Origin of the sequence: Lichenifustis flavocetrariae (assembly GCF_026130545.1) — a bacterium.
Taxonomy (GTDB): domain Bacteria; phylum Pseudomonadota; class Alphaproteobacteria; order Rhizobiales; family Beijerinckiaceae; genus Lichenihabitans; species Lichenihabitans flavocetrariae.
Map to the genome: position 1 here is coordinate 131,744 of NZ_JAMOIM010000002.1, position 25,269 is coordinate 157,012.

General features: G+C 63.4%; 25 protein-coding genes and 3 tRNA genes. 8 read left to right on the forward strand and 20 right to left on the reverse strand.

What is annotated here, in order from left to right:
• The first annotated feature begins 93 nt into the window (after positions 1–93).
• From M8523_RS04050 to M8523_RS04060, 3 genes are all read left to right on the forward strand, one after another.
• Complete coding sequence (locus M8523_RS04050; RefSeq protein ID WP_282583557.1) at positions 94–2,367, forward strand: FdhF/YdeP family oxidoreductase; 2,274 nt, start codon at positions 94–96, stop codon at positions 2,365–2,367.
• Between the two features lie 1,185 nt (positions 2,368–3,552).
• On the forward strand, positions 3,553–3,687 hold the full coding sequence (locus M8523_RS04055) for a hypothetical protein (RefSeq protein ID WP_282583558.1): 135 nt from the start codon (positions 3,553–3,555) through the stop codon (positions 3,685–3,687).
• 172 nt (positions 3,688–3,859) lie between these two features.
• On the forward strand, positions 3,860–4,180 hold the full coding sequence (locus M8523_RS04060) for a cupin domain-containing protein (RefSeq protein ID WP_282583559.1): 321 nt from the start codon (positions 3,860–3,862) through the stop codon (positions 4,178–4,180).
• A 26-nt stretch (positions 4,181–4,206) separates the two neighbouring features.
• On the opposite strand, the gene M8523_RS04065 is transcribed toward M8523_RS04060, so the two are convergent.
• Entirely contained in the window at positions 4,207–4,347 is a 141-nt protein-coding gene (locus tag M8523_RS04065; protein ID WP_282583560.1) for a glutathione S-transferase family protein, read from the reverse strand.
• 47 nt (positions 4,348–4,394) lie between these two features.
• A tRNA-Leu gene (locus tag M8523_RS04070) sits at positions 4,395–4,479 on the reverse strand.
• A gap of 145 nt (positions 4,480–4,624) precedes the next feature.
• Here M8523_RS04070 and lipB point away from each other — a divergent pair.
• The gene (gene lipB, locus M8523_RS04075) at positions 4,625–5,374 is read left to right on the forward strand and encodes a lipoyl(octanoyl) transferase LipB (protein ID WP_282583561.1); all 750 of its coding nucleotides are present in this window, start codon (positions 4,625–4,627) and stop codon (positions 5,372–5,374) included.
• Positions 5,375–5,376: 2 nt separating this feature from the next.
• Here the strand turns inward: lipB and M8523_RS04080 are convergent, their stop codons facing one another.
• Positions 5,377–5,826, reverse strand: coding sequence for a gamma-glutamylcyclotransferase family protein (locus tag M8523_RS04080; protein WP_282583562.1), 450 nt, complete (start codon positions 5,824–5,826; stop codon positions 5,377–5,379).
• Positions 5,827–5,930: 104 nt separating this feature from the next.
• Here M8523_RS04080 and M8523_RS04085 point away from each other — a divergent pair, with 104 nt between their 5' ends.
• Positions 5,931–6,080 carry a hypothetical protein gene (locus M8523_RS04085; protein WP_282583563.1) on the forward strand — a complete coding sequence of 50 codons (150 nt, stop codon included), beginning with the start codon at positions 5,931–5,933 and terminating at the stop codon, positions 6,078–6,080.
• A gap of 108 nt (positions 6,081–6,188) precedes the next feature.
• Here the strand turns inward: M8523_RS04085 and M8523_RS04090 are convergent, their stop codons facing one another.
• From M8523_RS04090 to M8523_RS04105, 4 genes are all read right to left on the reverse strand, one after another.
• A complete protein-coding gene (locus M8523_RS04090; protein WP_282583564.1) occupies positions 6,189–6,650 on the reverse strand; it encodes a hypothetical protein in 462 nt (153 codons plus the stop codon).
• Positions 6,651–6,796: 146 nt separating this feature from the next.
• Positions 6,797–7,576 carry an ATP12 family chaperone protein gene (locus M8523_RS04095; RefSeq protein WP_282583565.1) on the reverse strand — a complete coding sequence of 260 codons (780 nt, stop codon included), beginning with the start codon at positions 7,574–7,576 and terminating at the stop codon, positions 6,797–6,799.
• A 15-nt stretch (positions 7,577–7,591) separates the two neighbouring features.
• The gene (locus M8523_RS04100) at positions 7,592–8,656 is read right to left on the reverse strand and encodes an RluA family pseudouridine synthase (RefSeq protein ID WP_282583566.1); all 1,065 of its coding nucleotides are present in this window, start codon (positions 8,654–8,656) and stop codon (positions 7,592–7,594) included.
• A 30-nt stretch (positions 8,657–8,686) separates the two neighbouring features.
• On the reverse strand, positions 8,687–10,414 hold the full coding sequence (locus tag M8523_RS04105; RefSeq protein ID WP_428349875.1) for a tetratricopeptide repeat protein: 1,728 nt from the start codon (positions 10,412–10,414) through the stop codon (positions 8,687–8,689).
• 297 nt (positions 10,415–10,711) lie between these two features.
• Between M8523_RS04105 and M8523_RS04110 the strand changes: the two genes are divergently transcribed.
• Entirely contained in the window at positions 10,712–11,554 is an 843-nt protein-coding gene (locus tag M8523_RS04110) for an EcsC family protein (RefSeq protein WP_282583568.1), read from the forward strand.
• Positions 11,555–11,648: 94 nt separating this feature from the next.
• On the opposite strand, the gene M8523_RS04115 is transcribed toward M8523_RS04110, so the two are convergent.
• Complete coding sequence (locus tag M8523_RS04115; RefSeq protein WP_282583569.1) at positions 11,649–11,933, reverse strand: cysteine rich repeat-containing protein; 285 nt, start codon at positions 11,931–11,933, stop codon at positions 11,649–11,651.
• Positions 11,934–12,143: 210 nt separating this feature from the next.
• Positions 12,144–12,217 (reverse strand) — tRNA-Cys (locus tag M8523_RS04120).
• A 197-nt stretch (positions 12,218–12,414) separates the two neighbouring features.
• Here M8523_RS04120 and M8523_RS04125 point away from each other — a divergent pair.
• Positions 12,415–12,490: transfer RNA gene (locus tag M8523_RS04125), tRNA-Asn, on the forward strand.
• Between the two features lie 227 nt (positions 12,491–12,717).
• On the opposite strand, the gene M8523_RS04130 is transcribed toward M8523_RS04125, so the two are convergent.
• The 11 genes from M8523_RS04130 to M8523_RS04180 all read right to left on the reverse strand — a co-directional run bounded on the left by M8523_RS04130 (position 12,718) and on the right by M8523_RS04180 (position 24,284).
• The gene (locus M8523_RS04130) at positions 12,718–13,194 is read right to left on the reverse strand and encodes a MarR family winged helix-turn-helix transcriptional regulator (protein WP_282583570.1); all 477 of its coding nucleotides are present in this window, start codon (positions 13,192–13,194) and stop codon (positions 12,718–12,720) included.
• A gap of 109 nt (positions 13,195–13,303) precedes the next feature.
• Positions 13,304–15,118: a methyl-accepting chemotaxis protein gene (locus tag M8523_RS04135; RefSeq protein WP_428349877.1), complete on the reverse strand. Its 1,815-nt coding sequence runs from the start codon at positions 15,116–15,118 to the stop codon at positions 13,304–13,306.
• Between the two features lie 406 nt (positions 15,119–15,524).
• Positions 15,525–15,971 (reverse strand): MarR family winged helix-turn-helix transcriptional regulator, encoded by a 447-nt coding sequence (locus tag M8523_RS04140; RefSeq protein ID WP_282583572.1) that lies wholly within the window; start codon positions 15,969–15,971, stop codon positions 15,525–15,527.
• 42 nt (positions 15,972–16,013) lie between these two features.
• Positions 16,014–16,718 (reverse strand): ABC transporter ATP-binding protein, encoded by a 705-nt coding sequence (locus M8523_RS04145; protein ID WP_282583573.1) that lies wholly within the window; start codon positions 16,716–16,718, stop codon positions 16,014–16,016.
• Positions 16,715–17,500, reverse strand: a complete 786-nt coding sequence (locus M8523_RS04150; protein ID WP_282583574.1) for an ABC transporter ATP-binding protein — start codon at positions 17,498–17,500, stop codon at positions 16,715–16,717. The genes M8523_RS04145 and M8523_RS04150 overlap by 4 nt, the downstream gene beginning before the upstream one ends.
• Positions 17,497–19,377 carry an ABC transporter permease gene (locus tag M8523_RS04155; protein ID WP_282583575.1) on the reverse strand — a complete coding sequence of 627 codons (1,881 nt, stop codon included), beginning with the start codon at positions 19,375–19,377 and terminating at the stop codon, positions 17,497–17,499. Before M8523_RS04155 ends, M8523_RS04150 begins: the two co-directional genes overlap by 4 nt.
• A gap of 38 nt (positions 19,378–19,415) precedes the next feature.
• Positions 19,416–20,615 carry an ABC transporter substrate-binding protein gene (locus M8523_RS04160; protein ID WP_282583576.1) on the reverse strand — a complete coding sequence of 400 codons (1,200 nt, stop codon included), beginning with the start codon at positions 20,613–20,615 and terminating at the stop codon, positions 19,416–19,418.
• Between the two features lie 118 nt (positions 20,616–20,733).
• Positions 20,734–21,318, reverse strand: coding sequence for an amino acid synthesis family protein (locus tag M8523_RS04165; RefSeq protein ID WP_282583577.1), 585 nt, complete (start codon positions 21,316–21,318; stop codon positions 20,734–20,736).
• Positions 21,315–21,896: an amino acid synthesis family protein gene (locus tag M8523_RS04170; protein WP_282583578.1), complete on the reverse strand. Its 582-nt coding sequence runs from the start codon at positions 21,894–21,896 to the stop codon at positions 21,315–21,317. The genes M8523_RS04165 and M8523_RS04170 overlap by 4 nt, the downstream gene beginning before the upstream one ends.
• Positions 21,889–22,791, reverse strand: a complete 903-nt coding sequence (locus M8523_RS04175) for a UPF0280 family protein (RefSeq protein WP_282583579.1) — start codon at positions 22,789–22,791, stop codon at positions 21,889–21,891. The genes M8523_RS04170 and M8523_RS04175 overlap by 8 nt, the downstream gene beginning before the upstream one ends.
• Positions 22,788–24,284 (reverse strand): 6-hydroxynicotinate reductase, encoded by a 1,497-nt coding sequence (locus tag M8523_RS04180; RefSeq protein WP_282583580.1) that lies wholly within the window; start codon positions 24,282–24,284, stop codon positions 22,788–22,790. The genes M8523_RS04175 and M8523_RS04180 overlap by 4 nt, the downstream gene beginning before the upstream one ends.
• A gap of 233 nt (positions 24,285–24,517) precedes the next feature.
• On the opposite strand from M8523_RS04180, the gene M8523_RS04185 reads away from it, so the two are divergent.
• Positions 24,518–25,162 carry a glutathione S-transferase family protein gene (locus M8523_RS04185; RefSeq protein WP_282583581.1) on the forward strand — a complete coding sequence of 215 codons (645 nt, stop codon included), beginning with the start codon at positions 24,518–24,520 and terminating at the stop codon, positions 25,160–25,162.
• Positions 25,163–25,269 lie beyond the last annotated feature (107 nt).

Consider the following 25,269-nt stretch of genomic DNA (forward strand, 5'->3'; position numbering starts at 1 on the left):
CGGCGCCGCCAAAGCCCACTGCGGCAATAGGCGCCGCACCTCGCAGGACATCTCGGCAGTTTGCGTAGCGGCCTGGGCCTGGGGGAGATCACAATGGCGACCAATGACAAAACTGTCGAGTATCACGGGCCGACCGGCGGTTGGGGATCTCTCGAGGGCGTCAGCCGGATCTTCGGCAAGGAATGGAATTCCCCCACCGCGCTTGAAACACTCCTGCGCCAGAACAAGCCCGGTGGCTTCATGTGCGTGTCCTGCTCATGGGCGAAGCCCGCAGACTACCACAATTTCGAATTCTGCGAGAACGGCGCCAAGGCCACGCTGTGGGAACTGACCACCCACCGTTGCACGCCCGCGTTCTTCGCCAAGCATACCGTCTCAGAACTTCGACGATGGGACGATCATGACCTCGAGCAGGAAGGTCGACTGACCCATCCGCTCCGCTACGACCCGGCCACGGACCACTATGTACCTTGCGACTGGGACGAGGCCTTCGCGGCGATCGGAGCCGAACTGAAGGCGCTCGATCCGAAATCCGTCATCTTCTATGCCTCAGGCCGCGCGAGCCTGGAGACATCCTACCTCTATGCACTGTTCGCGCGCCTCTATGGCAACAACAACCTGCCCGATTCCTCGAACATGTGCCACGAGACGACCTCGGTGGCTCTCACGAAGCTGATCGGCGTCGGTGTCGGCACGGTCATCTACGACGATCTCGCCAAGAGCGACGCCATCTTCTTCTTCGGACAAAACCCTGGCACCAACAGCCCCCGCTTCCTGCACCCGCTCCAGGATGCGGCCAAGCGGGGGTGCGAGATCATCACCTTCAATCCCGTGCGGGAGCGCGGCCTCGAAGTCTTCATCAATCCGCAAAGCCCGATCGAGATGCTCACCGGCAAGGAGACGCGAATCTCGAGCCAGTATCATCAGGTACGTCCAGGCGGGGACATCGCGGCCATCCTGGGGATCTGCAAGCACGTCTTTGCGTCGGACGACGAAGCGCAAAAGCAGGGCAAGCGGGTCCTCGACACGTCCTTCATCGAGCAACACACGCATGGCTTCGAGGCCTTTGAAGCCAAGGTACGCGCGACGTCCTGGGAGGATATCGAGAGGGAGTCGGGTCTGCCACGATCGGACATCGAGGCGGCCGGGCGGGTCTACGTCAAGGCCGAGCGGGTGACAGCCTTCTACGGCATGGGTCTCACCCAACACGTCCACGGCTTCGAGAACGTGGCGCTCGTGCTCAACATGCTCCTTCTCCGTGGGAACATCGGCCGGGAGGGCACCGGCATCTCTCCGGTGCGCGGTCACTCCAATGTGCAGGGTCAACGCACGGTCGGCATCGGCGAGAAGCCCGAGGAGGTGCCGCTCGACAAGCTCGCCGCGCAATTCGGGTTCGAGCCGCCACGCGAGAAGGGGATGAACACGGTCGCGGCCTGCGAGGGGATCATCTCCGGCGAGGTCAAAGCGTTCATCGGTCTCGGCGGCAATTTCGTGCGTGCAATTCCCGAGCGCGATCTCATGGAGGAGAAGTGGACGGACTTGCGCCTGACCGTGCAGGTCGCGACGAAGCTCAATCGCAGCCATCTCGTCAACGGAAAGATCGCCTATCTGCTGCCCTGCCTCGGCCGCACCGAGCAGGACCTCCAGGCAAGCGGCCCTCAGGCGGTGAGCATGGAGGATACGTTCAGCCACATCGTCGGTTCATTGGCGAAGCGGAAGCCGGCGAGCGAGCACTTGCGTAGCGAGATCGCGATCATCGTCGGGCTCGCCAAGGCAACTCTGGCCCCAAACCCGAAGGTGCCGTGGGACGCGTGGCTGGGCGACTACAAACAGATCCGCGCCACCATCGCCGAGACCTATCCCGACATTTTCAAAGGATATGAGAGACGGATGTGGAAGCCCGGCGGTTTCTACAAGGGCAACAAGGCGCGCGAGCGGATCTGGAACACCGAGAGTGGTAAAGCCGAGTTCACGACGCCCGACATGTTGACGGCCGTGAATTTCGACGACGCCGTCGGCCGGTACCGGCTGATCACGATGCGCAGCAACGATCAATTCAACACCACGATCTACGGGTTCAGCGATCGCCTGCGCGGCATCGAAGGCACGCGACAGGTGCTGCTGATGAACCCTGACGACATCGAACAGGCTGGGCTTCAGCAAGGCCAGATGGTCAGCCTTATCAGCGATGCTGGCGATGGCGTCCATCGCCAGGTTGGACCCTTGAAGGTGACGCCGTTCCGTCTACCGAATGGCTGCATCGGCTCCTACTATCCCGAGATGAATCCACTGATTCCCCTGGCCCATCACGATATCCACTCGCAGACGCCGGCCGCGAAGGGCGTTCCGGTGCGGATCATCGTCTGAAGCCTTCAGGCAGATGGAGCGAAGAGGAAGCAGGATCGAAATGGAGTCGATCGCGTCGTTGCACTGGTGAACCTGCAGCGTCGCGATTGCACGGGGGTGCCTCTGGAACGGTCGCGAGCGTCGACAGTTCCCGCGCCTCGCGCCCTCGAAAGCGTGTCCCTGGCTTGTCGGAACAATGACACGTAGTCTCCCTACGCTCGCGCCGGCGCGGCCGCTGAATGCTGAAAACGCTTCAAGAAGCGAATGCCGGCCGAGAAGAGGGATCGAACGCTCGATCCGAAGGAGAACCGTAATGCGGATGTCTTTGGCCGTTTTATCCCTTGCAGTGACCGTTGCTCTCGCAGGCTGTTCGAAAGGCAACAACGGTGATCAGGGCCCTCCCGGCCCTCCTGGCCCCCAAGGAACGGCAGGTATGGCCGGGCCGGCAGGCCTCGCGGGGCCGAAGGGTGATGCCGGTCCTGCGGGTCCGGCAGGGCCGAAAGGTGAGACGGGAAGCGCAGGACCCGCCGGACCCAAGGGTGATACGGGATCAACTGGCCCGGCGGGACCGAAGGGAGAGGCTGGCGAGATCGGTCCTGTTGGACCGAAGGGCGAAGCCGGTGGCGCCGGACCTGTTGGCCCTGCGGGTCCCGAAGGCAAGCCAGGACAGACAGGCGCGACAGGATCCGAAGGTAAAGCTGGCGCCACGGGTCCTGCAGGGCCGAAGGGCGAGGCCGGAGGGATCGGCCCCGTGGGATCGGCGGGACCGGAAGGAAAGCCGGGTGCCACAGGTCCTGCCGGGCCGAAAGGCGACGCGGGCGCGATCGGGCCTGTCGGGCCGGCAGGACCGGAGGGCAAACAGGGCGCGACCGGTCCAGCAGGGCCCAAAGGCGACGTTGGTGCGATGGGACCCAGTGGACCGCAAGGGCCCAAAGGCGACGGACCTGGGTTCAGGATCGTCAACGATCAACAGGAAGCGGCTTGCAACGCGGACGAGGTCCTGGTCAGCGCGCTGTGTCCTCAAGATGGCAGCACCCTGCATTTCAAGGGGGCGAACGGGGCCAGTTGCGAAGGTCAGCCCAGTGTGAATCCGGTCGTGATGTGCGCGAAGCGCTAGTCTTCAGCTAAGCCACTGACCACAAATGGTCCTCGCGAGCGGTTGAGGAAAGCCGCTCGCGAGGACCGATCAAGTGACAAAGTTGCGTCTTGGGTGATGTGCAGGTCACCCGCAAGGCTGATCAGCACGTAGGAATCGGCTTAGGACAGCTCAATCTTCTCGCCGACCAACACGATCATCTCGCGCCGCGCCAGGATCTCTCCTGCACGCTGCCCGATTTTTGAAGATCTAAACGCTCGCTACGCAATGCCGCATGCCGGCGGGTCTGGTGGTTGCTTCTTACCGAGTCCGCTCCAAGACATTCCGGGGCTCGCATGGTCGATGTTCGGCTTATCGCCAACCTCACTTGGTGTTGCATGCGGCCTCGCCCGCGACGCGAGCTCAAAGGGAGCCAACATGGATGAAATCTTGGACTTCGGCGCCCTCTTCGAACGCTTGGTGGCGGACGGAGAGCGCCAGCACCACGTCATCACCGGCGGCGTGGATGTTCGGCTTGTCCGGGTCGAGGGCGGCGCCGCGGGGCGCTGGGACCGGCACGACGACACCGCCGAGACGGTGATCGTCTGGAGCGGCACGTTCGACGTAGCCTTTCGTGACCACAGTATCTCTCTTCATCCTGGGCAATGCTGCGCGATCCCGATCGGCCTCGACCATAAGGGAACCTCGTCAAACGGCGCGGAGGTGATCCTCTTCAAGTCCGCCTCGTCCGCGACCTGAGTTCGGCCAGGCGAGGGTCGGATGCGTCAGGCGACCGGCGCGACGACCTTGCGGAGTGCGGGGCGGGCTTCGAGCCGAGCGGCATAAGCCGCGATGGCCGGGTAAAGGCCGAGGTCGAGCGGCCGGATGTGCCGGCGGAACGTCGTGAACGGATGGTTCGCTAGCATCAACGGCAGGGGGGGCGAACATTCTAGCGCAAAGCTAAAACAACGATTGGTGCGGCCAAGAGGACTCGAACCTCCACTAGTTTCCCAACTAGCACCTCAAGCTAGCGCGTCTACCAATTCCGCCATGGCCGCACAAGAAGCAAGAACCTTGCTTGTCGTCGCGAGGGCCGAACTAACGTATTGCGGCCGGGATGACAAGGCCGAAGTCGCCCTCGGCTGTGTTTTGTCGTGCAACGACGACCTTGATGACGGTCGATGGAGAGCCTACCACGCCCCTATGGATCGTAGCGCCCTCAGCTCCCGCAGCTTTGCCCGTGCCGATGGATTGCCGGTCGCCTGGTACGTGGCGGAGCGATCTGTCGACTATCCGGAGGCGGTCGAGGCGATGGAGCGCCGCGTCGAGGCGATCGCGGCGGGGGTTGCGCCGGAATGTGTCTGGCTCCTGGAGCATCCCCCCGTCTACACCGCCGGCACGTCGGCCCGGAGCGACGATCTTGTCAGCCCGCAGCGTTTCCCGGTCTATGCGACGGGGCGCGGCGGTCAGTACACCTACCACGGACCGGGCCAGCGCGTGGCCTATGTGATGCTCGACCTCAAACAGCGGAGGCAGGATGTGCGCGCCTTCGTGGCGGCTCTTGAAGCGTGGATCATCGCAACGCTGGGGCGTCTTAACATCAAAGGCGAGCAGCGTGACGACAGAGTGGGAGTGTGGGTGCGCCGGCCCGAGAAGAGGGGCGGCGCCGATGGCACGCCGGCCGAAGACAAGATCGCGGCGATCGGGATCCGGCTGCGCCGCTGGGTCAGCTTTCACGGCATCTCGATCAATGTCGATCCCGATCTTTCGCACTTTTCCGGAATCGTGCCCTGCGGCATCGCTGCTGGGCCGTTCGGCGTGACGAGCGTGCTCGATCTCGGGCTCATCATGTCGATGCCGGAGATCGATGCTCTCCTGCGCTCGGAATTCGAAACCATATTCGGCCCGACCGAGGCGGCCGACCCGGTTCGGCTCGAGCAAGCTGGATCATGAACTTAAGCCATAGCCGCGCTGGGACGGCTGGTAGCGGGAAGCCAACCGCGCAATTCACGAAGATAGGCCTCCGGCAGGCCGCCTAGGGTCGCTGCCGCAAGGACGTTCTCCATATAGCCCGGCCGGGACTCGCCGGTTTCGCGGCTGCGCCCCACATACACGATGGCGTCGGCCACTCCAGCGTCGTGCATGACCGAAAGTGTCAGACGGCGGTAGAGGCCCGCCCCGATCTCTTCATAGGCATCGAGAGCCGCGAGGTCGTCCGGCGCCAATTGCCAGAGCAGGCCATGCACGACCGCACCCTGTTCGGGGCGCAGGGACGCGTAGCCATCGACCATAATGAAAAATCGGTAATCCGCGAGCCGAGCTGGCGCAACGACATGCGACCCTGGGCACCGTTGCGCCATGCCGATCCGGTCGAGGTTGGCGCCATAGGCGAAGTAAGCCGGCATCGAGGTTCCCGTCGCACCTGCGCGGTCATGCCATGCGTGACCCCGCTCGCACAGCGGAACTTCTCGCCAAAGACGGGGTTCCATTTCATCGAGGGAGACGAACGATGAGCAAAATTCCGACCAGCTTGGACCAGCAGGACGCCCGTCAGGGAAAAACCGGCGTGGGCGTTCGCAACGTGCTGGTGTGGGGGCTCATTCTCGTGGTCGTCGCCTTTGTGGTGATCTATTTCGTCCTCAAGGGGACCTCGGGCTGAAGATCGTCCAACGAATACGGCTACTTTTATAATTGCGCCCTGCAGAGCAGTTCTGCTTTGGAATCGCTGCGGTATGTCCGCGGACACTAATCATCTGAACCGGTATCCTCACGCAGCTTGCTGCAGCGCGGTGCGTTCGCGGCCGGCGCCGAAAACCTTGCTGGCCCGGACTCGGACAGCCGGAACAAACCAGGCTGGGAGGTCCTGCGCGTCGTCGATCACGGCGATCAGCAAGGCAAGACAAGCCGGCGACGGCAACTCGCCGACCTGATCACTGAGCCAGAGCGCTCGGCTTTCCGACAAGGTCCCGGTTGGGCGCTCTCCCCAAATGGCGAAGTCCGCCACGAATTCGACCAACAGATCGCCCCATTCGCGGCATTTTTCGCTGCGCTTTCGTTCGATCGCAAACAGCATTTCTGCCTCGGCAACCGAGCGCACGCCGAGACCCAGCTCTGACGCCCGAAGAGCCGCCACATCGGCTTTGGAGACGGTGGACTTCTTCAAAAGACGGCGCAGCAGACGATCGCTCGCCTCTGGAGGGATCGGTTCTTCGGGAGAGAGCTTAGGCATCGGTCGCGCTCCTGTTCTATCGCGACTTTGAAAGACGGAGATAAACACCGTCTGAATGCTTATGCTTGCAATTTTCTCACGGTTAAAGTCTTGAATACAAGAGGTAAGCGAGGTGTAAATTCATTGTCTGCATTTGTTCTGTTCGGCTAAAGGCCGTGCGTGACCAGCCGATCGAGGCGTGCGGCAGTCTCCATCTCGGTCCAGCGACGTGCACGTCGGTCGGCTGCCTCCTGATCGGCGCCCCAGCGGGCAATCTGGTGGTCCTCGTCGATATGGGCGGCCCTCCAGGCTTCCTCGGCATGGAGCAGCCCGGCTGCAATGGCGAGCGCCAACAGCAGGGAGCCCGTCAGCGTCGTCATGACATGGATGGCTCCGAGCCGAAACGGGGCGGTTCGAGGGTCAGTGACCAACGCTCTGAGAGCATCGCCGAGCCGGTCTAGCGACTCAGGACGTTGAGGGATGAACATCACGCCTTGGCCAATCACGAAGTCCACGCCAAGCGACTGTCGGCTCCACGCGATGATGGGGTCCCAGGCGGCCTGCTGGGCGCGCACGAGCTCGTCCGGCTCGGCGGCTCGGTAGACGAGAAGATCCGTGCCGCCGTAGCGAAGCACCTCCTCCATCACGCCCGCCTGCGTATGGCTGACGCCATCGATCACCGAATTCACCAGGCGGGTCATCGGCATCACCCGTGGGTCGATCGTGCCCTGCACGCCCTCCCATTCATTTGCGACGGCCTGGGCGGCGGCCTCGTTGGGCAGGATGACTGGATTTCGCGCCGGCGTTTTGGCTGGACGACCGTCGAGCAGCAGCGCGAACCCGTCTCCAGCCGGGCCGATGGCGGCTGCCTTATAGAAGCGCTTCGGAAAGACTTGCTCGCCCGGCCCGCTGAAAGGCGACGCGCCGCCCGTGCTGTTCGAACTCATGTCGGGACTCGGGTGCTATTCGGGTGCATCTTCGATCGGGTCGCGTCCGGATACGTCGAACCCGAACAGATCCCAACTTTTCTGCATGTGCGGCGGCAACGGCGCCGTCACGTCGAGGGTTCCACCGCCGGGATGGGGCAACACGAGGCGGCGCGCAAGCAGGTGCAGCCTGTCGTCGACGTCGGTCGGAATGGCGCGCAGAGGATCCATGCGGCGCGGCTTTGATTCGATCCCGCCGGTATATTTCGGATCGCCCACGATGGGATGGCCGATCGCTTCCGCATGAGCCCGCAGTTGATGAGTCCGACCGGTGATCGGCTTCATGGAGAGCCAAGCAAGACGCGGCGCAACCTTATCGACGGTTGCATAGAGCGTCACAGAATGCTGCGCGTCCTCTTCACCATGCTTGGCGACCCGCATCTTTTCAAGAGCGGCCCTGTCCGGACTGGTTCGCGGGCTGGATCGCCCCTCCCCCATCCCGTCGCCTTTTGCCAGGAACAGCGAAATGCGCCCCTGAGACGGTTTCGGCACACCCTCGACCAAAGCCCAATAAATCTTCCTCGCCTGTCGCGAGCGAAACACTTGCCCGAGATCGGCCGCGATCTTCCTGTTGCGGGCGACCAGGAGGACGCCCGACGTGTCCTTGTCGAGACGATGAACGAGAAGGGGGCGGTTGCCGCGCTCGTCGGCGAGCGCTTCCAGCATGCCGTCGATATGCTGCCGCGTGCCGGAGCCACCTTGGACCGCGAGACCATAGGGTTTGTTCAGAACCAGGAGATCACGATCCTCGAACAGAATCATGTCGGAAAGCGCGCGCCGGTCCTCGGTGGAGCGTAACGGCACCTCGCGTTTGACGGCTGGCGTGGCCAATGTATCGACGCCCAGCGGGGGGACACGCACCACCTGCCCCTGCCCCAATCGCGTCGAGACCTTCACGCGCCCGCCGTCGACCCGCACCTGTCCGGTGCGGACGATCTTGTTCAAATGCGCAACCGACAATGCCGGGACCCTGCGCTTGAACCAGCGGTCAAGCCGCATGCCGTCCTCTTCAGACGCGACGGTGATGGATTCGACGCTCATGCGAGACCGGCGGCGTTCAAGGGATGCGGTTCAACCGCCATTGTTTTTCGGTACTTCGACCGCGGCCGGAGGCGGCGGTGAACTATCGGCGGCTGCCGGCAGTTTCTCGTCAGGCAGGCCAGTCTTGATCTTGGCCTGGATCTTGGCGAGATCCTCGGGCTCGGGATTGAGGTCGCGGGCATGGTTCCACTGGAACTGGGCCTCGAGTTTGCGCCCTACCCGCCAATAGGCGTCCCCCAGATGATCGTTGATCGTCGGGTCGGCCGGCTTCAGGGTCACGGCGCGTTCGAGATCTTTCACGGCTTCGTCGTATTCGCCGAGCTTGAAGTGAGCCCAGCCGAGGCTGTCGACGATGAAGCCGTCCTCGGGCCGCAGCGCGACGGCCCGACGGAGCATCTTGAATCCTTCGTCGAGATGAATGCCCTGATCAATCCAGGAATAGCCGAGGTAATTGAGAACGAGCGGTTGGTCCGGGAAAAGCGTGAGCGCGCGCTGGAAATCGGCTTCGGCCTTCGGCCATTCCTTGTTGCGCTCAAACGCGATGCCGCGGAAATAAAGCAGGCCCCACAGGCTTTTTTCGTTCGCCGGGGTTGCCTCGATCGCCTTGGTGTAGCTGGCGATCGCCTCGTCATATTTCTTCTGCTCGCGCTGGATGTTGCCGAGCGTCGTCCATGCTTCGATGTCCTGCGGGCGTTCCTTGACGATATCGGTCAGTTGCTTGATCGCCTCGTCACCGCGCCCCAGCGTGTCCAGCGTGAGTCCGGTCTGGATATCGGCGTTGGCCCGGAGGGGACTTGTGGCCGGCACCATCTCGTAGACGTCGATCGCCACTTCGTTCTGCTTCAGCCGGGCATAGGTGTCGGCGAGCGTCACCATGACGAGACTGTTGTCAGGCGAGAGATACAGCGACAATCGCAGATAGATCATCGCCGCAAGATCATCACCTTGCCGACCCCCCGCCGCACCGAGCCCATACAGGACTTCGGCCGCACCGTCCTGCGCGGACCGGATCAGCGGCTGGAGCGGCTTGCCGGCCTTGACGTCGGCCAGGGCGGACTCGATCAACGGATGGTGCGGAAGAACCTCACCGAAGGCCGTGTAGGCCCGCATGGCCTCGGCGTTGTCGCCGTGGCGCGCCTCGAAGCGCCCGTAGGCGTCGACAAGGCGAAGGATGGTCTTGTCGGCCGCATAGGCCTGCTTGAAGCGTCGCGTTGCTTCGGGCACATCGCCGGTCAGATCCGCAATCAAGGCGGCGTGGTAGTCGCGGAATACACCGAGATTGCTATCCGTCAGGCCGTCGACCGCGGCGAGCGCCTTCTTCTCATCGCCCTGCCCGGCCCAGGTCCAGGCGGTCAGAAGCGTCGCCGTGACGTCCCGCTCCCGTCCCGCACCCCCGGTCGACAGCTGGCGACGCGCCGCAACGTAGTGCTTATCCTTCAACTGCTCGACACCGAGCACAAGGTGCGCCAACCCGTTCTTCGGGTCTATCGTGAGCAAACGCCGAGCGAAATCGAAGGATTCCTGCATATCGCCATTTGATAAGGCGGCCACAAAGGTGCGTTCCAGCAACTCTCCATTGCCGGGATCCGCCCGCAATGCTTCCCGAAAGAACGTGGCCGCCGCCAGCGTGTCACGATCAGCGCCCGCCACCAATGCCGCGAGATAATTTCCAACCGAGCTTTCGCCGACCTCAAAGGGCTTGGCGATCGTGACGACATCGCGGGCCTGGCTGGTCGCCGGCACCATCATCGCGAGCATCACGGTTGCGGCGAGCGCGCCGCGCCCGCTTCGAACCAGAACTGGCCAGGAAGGTGATTCGCGCGAGAGCAGGTGAGGCAAAGCTAAGGCTTTCATGAATCAAGCATGACGGAAGAGCGCCCACACGTGGCGTCCGACCGATACATTTGTGATGCGAACATGTCCTTTTTGCGCAGAGGGAGCAAGGCCGGTGCGGTCTCGGCGTTGCCGCAGGACACGCTGTCGGCGGCGAACCGTTCCCGGACGAGCGCGTTGCAATCATAAGCGCCACCCGTCGAGAGTGAGGAAGTGAACCTGATGAACGCCAACCTGCCGTCCCTGATCGACGCTGACACGCACGGCCTGCTGGCTCCGGAAGATCAGGATACTTTGGCAAGGGCCGTCATGACGCTGGAGCATCCCAGTCTTCCGGGGCGGCTCAGCGTGCTGCTCGGTCATCAATTTTCTCTCGCCGGGCAATTCGTTCCCGATTCCATCCTTTCGGCTGCCAATTCTGCCGCGACGATTGCCTTGAGGGCCGCCCTGAAGACCGCCATTGCAACTCTGCCGAAAGGCGGCAAAGCGGCACCGGCCCGGTTGCATACGGCGCTGGCAGCGGTATCGGGAGCGGCCGGCGGCATCTTTGGCCTCGCGTCCCTCCCCGTCGAACTGCCGATCTCGACCACCATCATCCTTCGGTCTATCGCCGACATCGCCCGTCAAGAGGGTGAGGACCCGAATGATCCTGCGACCGCGCTGGCCTGTCTCGAAGTCTTCGCCCTGGGCGGCGGCCATGAGGCGGGACCGGCCAGCAACAGTGGCTACCTGGCGGTGCGAGCCGTGTTGGCAAGATCGGTGCAGCAGGCCTCGCGGGTGATGCTCCAGCGGGGCCTCATGGACGAAGCGACGCCGGCGATGGTTCGCTTCATCGGGCAAATCGTGTCGCGTTTCAGCGTGGCCGTCAGTCAGAAGGCGATGGCTCAAGCCATTCCGGTGATCAGCGCCGTCACAGGGGCCGCCATCAACGCCGCTTTCACCGAACATTTTCAGGGACTGGCCCGCGCGCACTTTCAGGTGCGCCGCCTGGAACGTCGCTACGGCACAGACGTGATCACTCGCGAGTATCGCCGGCTGCTGGCTGCTGAGCCAGCCGCCGCTTGACCACCGAAAGAGTTGCCCGACCAAGATGCTCGAACCGGAACGTCAGCGGCAGTTCGCCTTGAGCGATCCATTCGATTCGTGAGACGAGAGTGCCTCAGTTCAGATGACGGCGGCGCATGCCCATGTCGAACACAGGGCGACAGGCCGCGCTCAGGCTCGATCGGTTCAATTTCATGCATGCCAGCATCTTGTCTTCATCTGGATAGACGGCACTGCAAAAGGTAGCAGCATCGGTACCGCAGGCAGACTGCTCCTCAGCCGTGATTTGATATTTGTTTGCCGGCGGTGGTGACAATCGTGGTTCCGAAGCCCAGGCGCTCCCTCCCGACATCACACCACAAATTGTGATCGAGGCAGCCGCAGCAATCCTGAGGTTCATCTGAGTTTCCGACAGAAGGGAGAATGACCCTGGATCGCAGGCCCAAGCCTTGAATGCTCAATTCCTGCAAAGGTTGCGTCGTCGAGAGGCGGATCGAACGACCGGACTTTTCGCATCGCATTCAGAACTTTGACTGCGGAAGACTGCGGTCAAAAAAGAGCCTGCCGCGGCTCGGAACTCGCTACGTGACGCAGAGCGGCGTCGAAGTCGTGGAGGCCTCGCCCGGAATCGAACCGGGGTGCAAGGATTTGCAGTCCTCTGCGTAGCCACTCCGCCACGAGGCCTCGTGTACCGCAATCAATGCCGGCACGGGCGCTTCTTAGCCCACCGATCCCCGATCCCGCAAGGGCCGAAAGTGCGCTCAAGGCTGCAAGCCGTCAGGGTGACGGACACCCGGAGCGAGACGGCGCAAATCTTGGCTTGCAATTCCGTTCCGCGATGTTATCAACCCGCCCCATGGCAGGACGCTTCGTCGCCCTGTTCCCCGATAGCTCAGTTGGTAGAGCATTCGACTGTTAATCGAATGGTCGCAGGTTCGAGTCCTGCTCGGGGAGCCACTTCTACAGGAATCTGCGAAAGCTAAGTCCCGCACTTTCCGCTAGGCTTTTATCCAGGCATATCTGCCGGGTCTCGAGAAGTTTGGAGGCCGCACCACTAACCCCAAGCTGGTTTCTCCCACTTCAGCCGGCGGTGTGAGACTTTGGATGCGGCTCGTGTGGAAGGTTCCATTCTCCAGCGCAAAGGCTTGTCGTCAGCTAACCCTAGCAAAGCCAGACGATCACGGTCATGCCGACCTCGCATCGATGACGCCGGACAAGTCCCATAGAGAATCTCTCAACTCGTCGAGGGTGCGCTCTTCTAATCCAATCTGAGCCACCATCCTCTCTCGCATTAGGATCGCCTGCCTCCGAAAGGCCTGCCCCTGCTCAGTCAATCCGACCAGCACGCGCCTCTCGTCCAGCGGATCGCGTGAGCGAGTCACATATCCCAGCCCTTCCATCCGCTTTACGATTGGTGTGATGGTGTTCGACTCGAGATCGAGCGCGTGAGCGAGGTTGGTGACCGCACACGGAGCCTGCTCCCAAAGCACCAGAAGCACGAGATATTGCGGAAACGTCAGTCCCAGCGGCTCCAGATAGGACCGATACAGGCGTGACACCCTGTTGGTACTGGCATATAGGGCGAAACTAAGCTGACTGCGCAGCTTCAGCTTATTCTCGCCGGGCTTAGCCCTGCTGGCGGTCTTTTTGGATCGAGGCACAGGCTGAACTTGTCGCTTCGCATACTTCTCACCAGTATTCAGACAGCCTTATAAGGTGAGCTTTGGGAGCTTATACGCCGGCTGATGAATTTGCCAACGATGACTGCTCTCAAAACTCCTCCCACTGCTCTTGGACATTTGGTCGGTTCGATTTCAAATCCACAATCTGGGCCCCTGCCCGTGAGCCCACACCCCTTACGCCACCACGAGCTCTCACCACCGGGCGTGCACTTCGCTTCATCATAGCCGCCCCGACGGCCTGCGACGCGGGTCGGTCTTGAGCAATCTTGAACTGTTTGACCATCGCCGAGAGAACTGACGCTTCACTAGCGAGAGACTGGCTCGCGGCGGTGGATTCCTCGACCATCGCGGCATTCTGTTGTGTCATCTGATCCATATGGTTGATAGCCGTGTTGACTTCCTGCAACGCGGTCGCCTGCTCTCGCGCCGAGAGGGTCGTATCCGTCACAAGTGTACTGATCTCCGTCACTTGCGTTGCGATGCGCCGAAGCACATCTCCGGTGTCGCCTACCAAGCGCACACCTTCCGTCACTTGTCGGGCCGAGGTAGAGATCAGCGACTTGATCTCCTTCGCGGCCTCAGCCGATCGTTGCGCCAGAGCGCGCACTTCGGAGGCGACGACCGCAAAACCGCGTCCGGCCTCCCCGGCCCGAGCCGCTTCGACCCCCGCGTTCAGCGCCAGCAGGTTGGTCTGAAAGGCAATCTCGTCGATGACGCCGATAATCTCGCCGATTTGTTTGGACGATGTCTCGATCGTCGTCATCGCGTTCACGGCGCGCTCGACAACCTCGCCCGCGCTCTCCGCATCCTGCTTGGCCGTCGAGACCACGACCAAAGCGTGAGCTGTGCCTTCGGCGGTCTTCTTGACGGTTGCGGTAATCTCGTCGAGCGCGGCAGCCGTTTGCTCCAGGCTGGCCGCTTGTTGCTCCGTGCGGCGCGACAGGTCCGCGGCCGACGTTGAAATCTCCTGGGTGCCGGCCTGGATCGCGGTGGCGCTGCCCGAAATCTGGAGCACCGTAGCCTGCATCTTCGCAAGCGATGCATTCAGGTCACGGCGGAGTTGTTCGAAGGCCGGAGCGAGCTCCGTCTCGATCCGGAACGTCAGATTGCTGTCCGCCAACTGCCTCAATCCGTCCGCGATGGTCGTGACGGCCTGAACGCGATCCGTGATGTCAGTGGCGAATTTAACAATTTTAACGACGTTTCCGTCGGAGCCGAACACAGGATTGTAGGAAGCCTGGATCCAGACCCTGTTGCCGTTCTTGCCGATCCGCATGAATTCGGCCGCAACATACTCGCCCGCGTTCAGCCGCGTCCAAAAGTGCTGGTACTCTGACGACTGCGCCTCCGACGGTTCGACGAAGATGCGGTGGTGTTGCCCTCTGATCTCGGCAAGCGTGTAACCAAGGGTTTTCAGGAAATTGTCATTGGCGGTGATGATCTCGCCAGTTGGCTTGAACTCGATCACGGCCTGGACCCGGGACACAGCATCAAGCTTTGCATTGGAATCCATCGCATGCTGCTTGTCGACGGTGATGTCGGTCGCCTGCTTGATGATCCTGACGACTTTGCCGGACGCATTGCGAACCGGATTGTAGGACGCCTGGATCCAAACCTCCCGCCCTCCCTTGCCAAAGCGCTTGTATTCCCGGGCCTCACATTCGCCACGACGGAGCTTGTCCCAGAACGCTCTGTACTCCGCCGTTTGTGCATGGTGGGGATCGACGAACATACTGTGATGCCGTCCGCTAATCTCATCGAGACCGTAACCCATCACAGCACAAAAATTATTGTTGGCCGTCAGGACTTTACCTTGCAGATCGAACTCGATCAGCGCCAAGGAATGGCCAAGAGCGGCCAGCGTCGCTTTGTCCGACACAGACCCGCCATTCAGACCCAGCATAAGCGACTCCACAACAAGCAAGGGAAAGTTGTTTGTCGGCAGCTTGACCTTGAGATCACCGAAGCGATCCCTATTGCCTTCAAACACGATTTACTCGTGCGCGAGGTAACCACGGCAGGGCTTAACAATCGATAGTCGTAGGCCCGATCGGGGAGTAAATTGCTTCTTAATTCAGAAACATATGTGGGTTTAATCCAGCCTTGCTGGCGCCTGCAGCTTCGTGAAAGCCCATGGTGTGGCGCTCCGTCGCATGAGGACCGAAGAAACGGTGCAGGTTGGTTTCCGCCCCAGGGCTCGATCGAAATGCACGTTACTTCGGAGACGAACCAAACAGCTCTGCGCGCTACCACGAAATTAGCGGGCAGAAGCCTATGTCCGCGTCAAACGCCAAGTGCAAGTTACGCCCTCAGCGCAACCGTGTCAGCAACTCCCAGAGAAGTTGCCGCTCCTCGGAGGTGAGCGGTGCCAACGTCTCGTCCGTGATGGCCAGCGCTTGCGGGATCAGACGCTCCACAAGGGTTCGTCCTGCCACCGTCAGCTCGACGATGATCCGCCGCCCATCTTCAGGGTCCGGTCGGGTCTCGGTGAGTTCACGTTGCGACAGACGGTCGATCACGCCCTTGACGGTCGCGGCATCCATGACGGTCAGACGCCCGAGGCGGTTCTGGCTGAGGGCTCCCACCTCGTAAAGCTTGGCGAGCGCAGCCCATTGGGTCGCCGTCACTTCGCCCTCGACTCCCGCCGCGAAGATCAGCGCGTGCCGCTGCGCGACTTGTCGAAGGAGGAAGCCGATCTGTCGGTCGAGGACATAGGCCGGCTCGACGCTCGTCGCACAGGCATTCGTTCGGGGCATGTCGATCCAGGGCCGCCCGTGAGGTGGGCTACCCCACACGTATCACACCGCCAGATAGGCTTCATAGACATCCGGATGAGAGACCAACTCCGCCATCGGGCCGGCAAAGCGCACGTGGCCGCTCTCGATCACCACGGCGGCGTCGCTAATCAGCCGGGCGAAATGCAGGTTTTGCTCGGACAGGAGAATGCTCAGTCCCTCGCGCTTCATGGCGACGATCGCATGCGCCATGTCTTCGACGATCTTGGGCGCGAGCCCTTCCGAGGGCTCGTCGAGCAGCACCAAGCGCGGGTTGCCCATCAGCGAGCGCGCAATTGTCAGCATCTGCTGTTCGCCGCCGCTCATCCGGCCGCCGAGGCGGCGGCGCATTGCGGCGAGGTTGGGGAATAGCTCATAGAGACGCTCCGGGGTCCAATGCGGGACGCCAAGGCGGGGCGGCTGACGGCCGACCTCCAGGTTTTCCTCGACCGTCAGGTCGGTGAAGATGCGGCGGTCTTCCGGCACGAAGGCGAGGCCGCGCCGGACAATCTCGTAGGTCGGCAGACGGGACACATCCTGGTCACCGAAGACGACGACGCCTTCCCGGCGCGGCACGAGCCCGGCGATCGACCGGAAGGTCGTCGTCTTGCCGGCCCCGTTGCGGCCGAGCAGCGCCACGACCGAGCCGGGCCCGACGTCGAGCGCCACTTCGAAGAGGATTTGGGCCTGGCCGTACCATCCGCAAAGGTTCGAGACACGCAGCGTCAATGACGCACCTGCGCGGCCGCCAGGTCGCCGTGTACGAGACCCTCGCCGAGATAGATGGCCCGCACTTGGCGGTCCTGGCGAACGACATCGGGGGCGCCCATTGCGATCAATTCGCCGCGATTCAGCACCATGACGCGATCGGCGTGTTCGAACACGATGTCCATGTCGTGTTCCGTGAACAGGATGCCCACATTGCGCTCCCGCGCGATGGCTGCCGTGGCTCGCATCAAGTCGGCGCGCTCCTTGGGGGCCATGCCGGCCGTGGGCTCATCCATGAGCAAGAGCGAGGGCGAGTTGGTGAGGGCGACAGCCAATTCGAGGCGTTTGAGATCGCCATAGGCAAGCTCTCCACAGGAGCGGTCCGCCTGCCCCCGCAGACCCACGCGGTCGAGTAGCGCATCCGCCTCGACCTCGAACGCCCGGTTCGCCTTTCCGAATGGGCGGGACAGCTGACCGGCATGCGACAGCAGGGCCGTCTGCAGGTTCTCACGAACCGTCATCGACGTGAAGGTGGCAGTGATCTGGAACGTGCGTCCGACTCCACGCCGCCACATGGAGCGCGGCGAGGAAGCGGTGACATCCTGGCCTTCGAACAGGATGGTGCCGGCATTCGGGCGGATTTGACCGTTCAGCATGTTGAAACAGGTCGACTTGCCGGCGCCGTTGGGCCCGATCAAGGCCAGGATCTCGCCGCGTTCGAGCGTGAACGAGACCCCACGGACGGCGGGCACGCCGTGGTAGGACTTGGCAAGGCTTTCGACGCGAAGAAGGCTCTGGTTCATTCCGCGGCCTCGACGGGCGCGGCAGCCGTCGCTCGGGTCGAGACCCTCCGCCGACCGGCCCATGCTGAGAAGAAGCCACCGATACCGCTCGGAAAGAGAACCACCAGGCCGACGATCGCGGCACCGAGCACCAGCTTCGAATAGTCGGTCTGGCTGATCAACCAGACCGACAGCGCCTTGTACACGACGGCGCCCAAGACACTGCCCGACACGGTGCCCACACCGCCCAGCAGCACCATGACGAGACCATCGACCGACGTCGGAATCCCGAGCGCATCGGGGAAGACACTGCCCTTCAGGAAAGCGAAAAGCCCCCCGGCCAGCGCCGCGAAGCCGCCAGCCACGATGAAGCAGACCCACTGGGTGTGGCGCCGACCGATGCCGATCGCTTCGGCGCGAAGGCTCGAGTCCCGCACCGCCCGCAGCCCGTAGCCGAAGGGCGAGAAGGTGAGGATCCGCAGCGCCCCGATGCCACCAACTGCGACCGCAAGCGACAGCCAGTAGAACGCGCGCGGGCTCGCCGCCCAAGCGTCGGGCCAGCTTCCCAGAAGACCATTGTCGCCCCCTGTCACGGCGGTCCACTGAAAGGCGGCGGACCAGGCGATCTGGGCGAAGGCGAGTGTAAGCATGGCGAAATACACGCCGGCCAGACGGACGCAAAACCAGCCGAACAAAGCCGCCCCTGCCAGCCCGAGCATGACACCACAGCCGAGCGCCGGGATCATCGGCCAGCCGAGACTCTTCACGGCGAGCGCCGCCCCGTAGGCGCCGAGCCCGAAATAGGCGGCATGGCCGAAGGAGGCCAGTCCACCTGTCGACATCAAGAACTGCAAGCTCATGGCGAAGAGCGCGAAGATCAGCATTTCGGCCCCGACCGCGAGCCCGTAGGGGCCGAGCCACAGCGGGAGCAGAGCCGCAACCGCCACGGCCACCAGGGCGATAAATTGTGCTTTGGCATCGAGCGGCCGCCAGGGCCGCGAGCTCATCTGCCCTGTCCCTCGCGCCGGGGCTTCGGCCCGGCCCAGGAGACCATTGGGGCGCAGCACCAGGACGACGGCCATCACCACGAAGACCAGCACGAGCGAAACGCCCGGCAGCACCAGAATCCCGAAGGCGTTGAGTTCCGCCACCAGGAGGGACGCCAGAAAGGCGCCGCCGACGCTCCCCAGGCCGCCGATCACCACGACCACGAAGGCCTCTACGATGACGGTCAGATCCATCGCGTGATTGACGGCGTCACGCGGGATCTGGAGGGCGCCGCCGAGCGCCGCGAGCCCGACGCCGAGGCAAAAGACGGCCGTGAACAGCCATTTCTGGTTGACCCCGAGCGCCGCCACCATGTCGCGGTCCTGGGTCGCGGCCCGCACCAGAATGCCGAAACGAGTACGGTGGAACAGCAGCCACAGGGCGCCGAGCACGAGTGGACCGAGCGCGATCAAAACGAGATCGTAGCTGGGTACCGCCTGGCCCAGCACTTCGACGGCACCCTTGAGCCCCGGCGCCCGTGGCCCAACGAGATCCTCCGGTCCCCAGATGATCACCACGAGATCCTCGGCCATCAAGGTGAGACCGAAGGTAGCGAGCAGCTGGAAGAGATCCGGCGCATGATAGATCCGCCGCAGCAGGAGAATCTCGACAAGCCCTCCCAGCGCCGCCACCACCAGCACCGAAAGCACGATACCGCCCCAGAAGCCGATCGCTCCTTCGAAGCGCTCGGTCAACGTATAGGCCACATAGGCGCCAACCATGTAGAAGGCGCCATGCGCGAAATTCACGACGCGGGTGACGCCGAAAATGATCGACAGGCCCGACGCGACGAGGAACAGCGAGGCTGCGCCTGCAAGACCGGTCAGGAACTGGGCGAGGTAAAGAGCCAAGCGTGCGCCTCGCGGAAGGGCAATGAAGAAGGACGGACCTACTCGGCCGGACGGAACGTCTTCACCTCGCTATCCGGCGGCAGATATTTGGCGCCGTCGCGATAAGCGAAATCGACCATGACGCCCTTGCCGTCCTGCACGGCCGTCTTGCCCACGAAGGCCCCGAGCGTCGCCTGATGGTCGATCGCCCGAAGTGTCGCGTTTCCGAATGGCGTCGGGAAGGACAGGCCTTCGGCGGCGCCGACGAGTTTGTCGGTGTCGGTCGAGCCTGCCTTGCGCAGCACCTCGGCCGCCGCCTTGATCAGCGTATAGCCCACGACGGAACCGAGACGCGGATGATCATTGTACTTGGCCTCATAGGCCTTGAGGAAGGCGTCATGCGCGGGCGTGTGAATGCCATACCAGGGGTAACCGGTGACGATCCATCCCTGCGGTGCTTCATCCTTCAGGGGTTCGAGATATTCGGGCTCGCCGGTCAGGAAACTCACCACGGCCCGGTCTTTGAAAAGCCCGCGCGTGTTGCCCTCGCGAACGAGTTTCACGAGGTCGGGGCCAAACTCGACATTGAGAATCGCGTCGGGTTGCGTGGCCGCGATGGCGGCCACCACCGGGCCGGCGTCGATCTTGCCCTGCGTCGGCCATTGCTCGCCGACCCACTCGATGTCGGGCCGTTTCGCCGATAAAAGATTCTTGAACACCGCGACGGCCGATTGGCCGTATTCGTAATTGGGCGCGATCGTTGCCCAACGTTTGGCGGGCAGCTTGGCGGCTTCCTCAGCCAGCATCGCGGCCTGCATGTAATTCGAGGGGCGCAGCCGGAAGGTGTAATGGTTGCCGTGCGCCCACACCATCGCGTCGGTCAAGGGCTCGCCGGCAAAGTAGAAGACCTTCTTCTGCTTGGCGAAATCCGCGAGCGCCAAACCGATGTTCGAGAAGAACCCACCCGCCAGCATGGCGACGCCTTCACTCGATACGAGCTCGTTGGCGGCCGTCACCGCCTCGGCCGGCTTGCCGGCATCGTCTTTGGACACGACGACCAGTGTCTTGCCATTGATGCCGCCCGCCGCGTTGATCTCCTCGACGGCGAGTTGCCAGCCCTTGCGGTACGGTTCTGTGAAGCCGGGCAGCGCCGAATAGGAGTTAATCTCGCCGATCTTGATGTCGTCGGCGCGGGTCGGCGCAAGACCGCTGCCGAAGAAGGTGCCTCCCAAAAGAGCGGCGATGAGAACACGTTTCATCCGATCCCCTTGCTGATTGATCTCACCGTCGCACCCGGGCCGCTGCCACGTCGCGAGGTCAAGGCCCTGACTTCACCGATTCGAAGGCGGACGCGAAGATAAAGCGGGCCTGCGACCACTACCGCAATCCGTCCTCGCCCTTGATCTCCGCCACCGTGAGGCCGCCGACGCGGGCCAGGGGGCGGCCACTGTCCGTGACGGCGATCGCCACCATGATCTCGCCGGCCCGTGGCGCATCGTTGATCCGCACTTCCATACCGTCAAAATGGCTGCGCACGAAGGCCGCATCCTTGTGCCCGAGTGGCACATCAAGAACCGTGCCAGGACCGCCGCGTTTCTTGGACGATGGGATGAGCGCCGCGCCCTTGCCGAGGGTCTTGCGGACTGGCGCGCCCATTTTTGGATGCAGAACGGCCGCCGCGTGTTCGAGTTCGCCATCCTCCCCGACGCAGGCCGCCTTGCCATAACTTTCGGCCTTGGCGCCCGGGATCCCCAGTGCCGCGACCGCACGCTCGGTCAGCAGCGCCCCGAGTTCCTCACCGATCATGACGAGGCCCGAGAGATCCTCGACATAGTTCCCAGCAAACGGGTTGGCGATGACGGCGACGGCGGCCGCACGGCGCGTCGGCGGGCTGATAGAGCGCCCCATCTCGCTGTGGACCTCCTCGACAAAGGTGACGATCTTGCGGATCTTAGCGCTCATCGCAACCCATCCTCTCCCTTGATGTCGCTCGCCTTCAGGCCACCGGCACGATTGTGGATGCGGGCCCCCGTCGTCATCACCAGTGCGAGCAGGATTTCGTCGGCCCGCGGCCCGTCGGCGATGCCGACCTCCATGGCATCGAAATGGCTGCGCACGTAGGAGGCGTTGATGTGGGTCACCGGCACGTCAAGGCGTGTCCCCGGTCCACCCACCTTCTTGGTGGAAGGAACGATCGCCTTAGCGTCGCCCAGGATCTCGCGCATCGCATAGCCGCCGGGCGCATGCCACAGCGCACCATGTTCCACTTCACCCGCCTGCCCCACGATCGCGCCCTTGCCGTAGCCTTCGATCGCGGCCGGGCCACCGAGCGCCGCCGCAAGATCGCGCGCCATGGCGAGCCCGAGCGGCTTTAGGTCGTCCATGAAACCGACGATCTCCTCGACATACCGGCCCGCGAAGGGGTTGCGGATCACGGCGAGCACCGCGCCGCGCTTGAGCGGCTTCGCGGCGACCGGACCGCCCTCATGGAAGATTTCCTCCACCGTGAGACACCGCTTTCGGATCACGACCTCAGGCATAAACGAGATTCTCCTGCCGCACCGAAATGGTCCGGCGCATGGGGGGCAGAGGACGGAAACCAACCGACTCCGTGACGCCCTGAAGGTGCAAAGCAGCGCCGCAGATGAGATCCTGCTCGATCAACGCCCGCGTCCGCGCGACACCGGCCTGCAGGGCGGTGTCGATTTCGACGCTGGAAAGTGGCCCCACGGAACGGGTCACCAGGCGATCACCGAGGTCATTGTCCAACTGGATCGTCGAGGCTGGCGCGCGTCGAACCGCCCGATGGCCGGGCAGGTCGACCGCATTGGCGATGATGGTCGCCGCCGCATCGGCCGCGGCGGCCGTGCGGGCCAGGACCGTGACGGCATCGGCGATGCCGAGCGAAAAGCTGCGGCCCCGCCAGCCGCTCGTCGCAATGCCAAGCACCCGATCTTCGCCCGTGAGATCGATATGGCCGACAAGGCTCGGCCGATCGTCTCGATCGATCATGCCGACCCGAAACCGTGCCCCCGGCGCGAGATGCAGCGCGATATCCCCGCCATTGTTCACGAAGGCTCGGGTGAGGTCGGCCGCCCCCGTCATGGCACCAAGGATTTCTTCCGCCACCGCACCGGCCACGGCCGCCATGGGGGTGATGAAATGCAGCGTCGCAAAAGGCGTCACCGCGGCCTGCATGCGGCCCGCCACGAGACCCGTCATTGCCGCATCGTCGAGCCGCGCCGGTGCGCGAAGACGATCGAGTTCGCCGCAAAGTTCATCGAGGACGGTATGAAAACGCGCGGCGGCAGAGCGATAAGCCATCTCGACCGATGCATCCGATCCGGACGCACCGATCACGAGGTCGATCGGACCGTGCCGCAGGTGCAGCCGCCGACCATCGGGCAGAAGCCTGATCTGCGGCCCGGCGCTCACCGGTGCAGCGCCTTTGCGGCGTCGGCGAGCAAAGGCCAAGGATTGTCGGCCCGGTGCGGCACCTGCCGCCGATGTTCGCTCGGCGCGCGAAACTCCGAAAGCGGCCGCACCTGATCCATGTGGCCGCCGAGCTTCTCATAATCCGACATGCGCAGCGTGAATTCGATCGGCGCGACCAGTGCCGGCGTCGGCACGTAGCCGAAGCCGTTGGGCGGCACGCGCGAGACATCGACCATGAAGGTGATGCCCCCGCCCGGCCACACGTAGGTCGGCGCACCGCCGCAGGTGACGATTGTCAGCGCATCCTTGACTGAACGCGTCAGCCGCACCGGGTTCTCGGTGACGCCCGCCCGGAGCGACCCCCCGGCGCCGCCCATGAACAAGACGGTGCAGAGTGCCGGCTCGCAGTTTTCCTGGATCAGCGAAACCGACCTTCGAAGGTCCTCCGGCATGCTCTGCTCCACCGGGCGCAACGCCTCGTCGAGCACGTAGTAGCCGGCGTGTTCGCCGGTGGTCGATACCATCAGCAGCGTCAGGCCGGGCCGCGCGACCTTGGGGTCGAACGGCCCCAGGATCTGCAGCGGATCGGCCACGTTGGTGCCTCCCCAGCCCGTGCCGGGCTCGGCGACCTGAAAATAGCGTCCCGGCGTCGAGCGCCGCCCCTTCATCTTCAGTCCGGTATCGCGGATGCCCAGAAGTTTGCCGGCCTGATGCTCGGACAGGACGCCGGTGATATGGTCGTCGACCACCACCACCTCGTCGACACGATCATGCCATTGCTTGGCGAACATGCCGATCGTGGCCGACCCGCAGCCGACGCGCATGCGCTCCTCAATCGCGCCATTCACGATGGGCGGTCGCCCCGCCTGCACCAGCACGGTCGCGCCGCCATCGACCGTGAGTTCGACGGCGCCGCCGTTGCACAGCGTCAACAGCGCGTCGCAGGTGACGCGGCCTTCCTTCTTGGAGCCGCCCGTCAAGTGGTGCACCCCGCCGAGCGACAGCATCTGCGAGCCGTATTCGCCGGTGGTGACGTGGCCAACCGGCTCGCCGTCGACCCGCACGGCCGCGCATTCGGGGCCGAGGTGCCGGTCCGTGTCGATCTTCACCTTCACGCCGCAATAGGAGAAGATGCCTTCGGTCACCACAGTGACCATGTCCACGCCGTCGATCTCCGAGGCCACGATGAAGGGCGCGGGCTTGTAGTCCGGATAGGTCGTGCCGGCCCCGATGGCGGTGACGAAGGTCTGCGGCTCCCGAAGAATATTGCCGTCCCAATCGAGGGTGCCCGAACCGAACGGCACGACGAGGTCGCCGTTCTCGAGTGCCTGCTCAAGGATGATGTGTGGGTCGACGCGTACCAGCGCGCCCGCATCGTTGGCGTAGCGATCGCAAGCGCCGCGCGCGCCCGGCTTGATGTAGCACATCACCGGGCAGGCATCGCAGCGGATCTTGTCGCCTGCGGCCGTAGCATCGTCCTGCAGCAGCGTCATGGCTGTCTGATCCCCGCTTCGCCGGAGAGCCCGATCATTCCCGCGAGCACCACGCGAAAGATCGTTCGTGTACAAACGAGTTTGCGCTCCAGATTAGAACGCTGTCAAGGCACCTCCGGCCCTACGCTCAAATGAGCCTTTCGCACCGCTCGACACCTGCGGCAGTATGTCAAAAGCCGCTCGGGTCGCTGGCGTGAGTTCGCCGCAGCGGTCCCCCACGAAGGAAGGTCGACGTGATTTCCCCGAAGCTGTTCTACTCGCCCGGTGCCTGTTCGTTGGCGCCCCATATCGCGCTCGAAGAGACCGGCGAACCCTTCGAGCCCGTTCTTGTCGACACCAAGACGGGCGTCCACAGGGAACCGCCTTATCTCCGCATCAATCCCAAGGCGCGCGTTCCGGCCCTGGCCATCGGGGATTGGGTGCTGACCGAAAATCCGGCCCTTCTTCAGTTCATCGCCCGGTCTTATCCGGACGCAGGGCTCTGGCCCGAAGATCTGCGGGCACAGGCCAAGGCCATGGAGTGGCTCGCCTGGATCGCCTCCACGGTGCATGTCGCCTATGCGCATGTCCGCCGTGCGGAGCGTTACGCGACATCGGAAGCCGCCTTGGCGGACGTGCGCGCCAAAGGGCTGGACGCCTCCCGCGACCTGTGGCGCGCCATCGAGCGGCAGGTCGGGGCGGGCCCTTGGGTGCTTGGCGAGCGATATACGGTGGTCGATGCCTACCTGTTCGTCTTCTGGCTCTGGGGACAGGGCCCGGCGCTCCAGCTTCCCATGGCGGAGTTCTGTCCGGCATGGACCGCACAGGCGCGGGCCATGGGAAAGCGGCCCGCGGTGCAGCGGGCTTTGGCGCGCGAACAGATCGCCTTTCCAACGTGATGCATGCCGCGGGCGGCGTTCCGGCCGGAGAGGTTCGGCGGTTGCCCCGCCATCGAAAGAAATGAAATCTCGTCGATTGACCTTTGAGTCGATCGCCCTGAACATGT

What these genes read in the sequence shown, in the direction of transcription:
- M8523_RS04095 (WP_282583565.1), bottom strand. Translation starts at nt 7,576, where the DNA reads ATGAGTTCGAACAGCACGGGCGGCGCGTCGCCTTTCAGCGGGCCGGGC.
- M8523_RS04080 (WP_282583562.1), bottom strand. Translation starts at nt 5,826, where the DNA reads ATGCCGGCTTACTTCGCCTATGGCGCCAACCTCGACCGGATCGGCATG.
- M8523_RS04065 (WP_282583560.1), bottom strand. Translation starts at nt 4,347, where the DNA reads ATGCTAGCGAACCATCCGTTCACGACGTTCCGCCGGCACATCCGGCCG.
- M8523_RS04100 (WP_282583566.1), bottom strand. Translation starts at nt 8,656, where the DNA reads ATGAGCGTCGAATCCATCACCGTCGCGTCTGAAGAGGACGGCATGCGG.
- lipB (WP_282583561.1), top strand. Translation starts at nt 4,625, where the DNA reads ATGGATCGTAGCGCCCTCAGCTCCCGCAGCTTTGCCCGTGCCGATGGA.
- M8523_RS04090 (WP_282583564.1), bottom strand. Translation starts at nt 6,650, where the DNA reads ATGCCTAAGCTCTCTCCCGAAGAACCGATCCCTCCAGAGGCGAGCGAT.
- M8523_RS04105 (WP_428349875.1), bottom strand. Translation starts at nt 10,414, where the DNA reads ATGCTCGCGATGATGGTGCCGGCGACCAGCCAGGCCCGCGATGTCGTC.
- M8523_RS04060 (WP_282583559.1), top strand. Translation starts at nt 3,860, where the DNA reads ATGGATGAAATCTTGGACTTCGGCGCCCTCTTCGAACGCTTGGTGGCG.
- M8523_RS04115 (WP_282583569.1), bottom strand. Translation starts at nt 11,933, where the DNA reads ATGAACCTCAGGATTGCTGCGGCTGCCTCGATCACAATTTGTGGTGTG.
- M8523_RS04135 (WP_428349877.1), bottom strand. Translation starts at nt 15,118, where the DNA reads ATGCTGGGTCTGAATGGCGGGTCTGTGTCGGACAAAGCGACGCTGGCC.
- M8523_RS04085 (WP_282583563.1), top strand. Translation starts at nt 5,931, where the DNA reads ATGAGCAAAATTCCGACCAGCTTGGACCAGCAGGACGCCCGTCAGGGA.
- M8523_RS04050 (WP_282583557.1), top strand. Translation starts at nt 94, where the DNA reads ATGGCGACCAATGACAAAACTGTCGAGTATCACGGGCCGACCGGCGGT.
- M8523_RS04150 (WP_282583574.1), bottom strand. Translation starts at nt 17,500, where the DNA reads ATGAACCAGAGCCTTCTTCGCGTCGAAAGCCTTGCCAAGTCCTACCAC.
- M8523_RS04110 (WP_282583568.1), top strand. Translation starts at nt 10,712, where the DNA reads ATGAACGCCAACCTGCCGTCCCTGATCGACGCTGACACGCACGGCCTG.
- M8523_RS04180 (WP_282583580.1), bottom strand. Translation starts at nt 24,284, where the DNA reads ATGACGCTGCTGCAGGACGATGCTACGGCCGCAGGCGACAAGATCCGC.
- M8523_RS04160 (WP_282583576.1), bottom strand. Translation starts at nt 20,615, where the DNA reads ATGAAACGTGTTCTCATCGCCGCTCTTTTGGGAGGCACCTTCTTCGGC.
- M8523_RS04165 (WP_282583577.1), bottom strand. Translation starts at nt 21,318, where the DNA reads ATGAGCGCTAAGATCCGCAAGATCGTCACCTTTGTCGAGGAGGTCCAC.
- M8523_RS04140 (WP_282583572.1), bottom strand. Translation starts at nt 15,971, where the DNA reads ATGCCCCGAACGAATGCCTGTGCGACGAGCGTCGAGCCGGCCTATGTC.
- M8523_RS04170 (WP_282583578.1), bottom strand. Translation starts at nt 21,896, where the DNA reads ATGCCTGAGGTCGTGATCCGAAAGCGGTGTCTCACGGTGGAGGAAATC.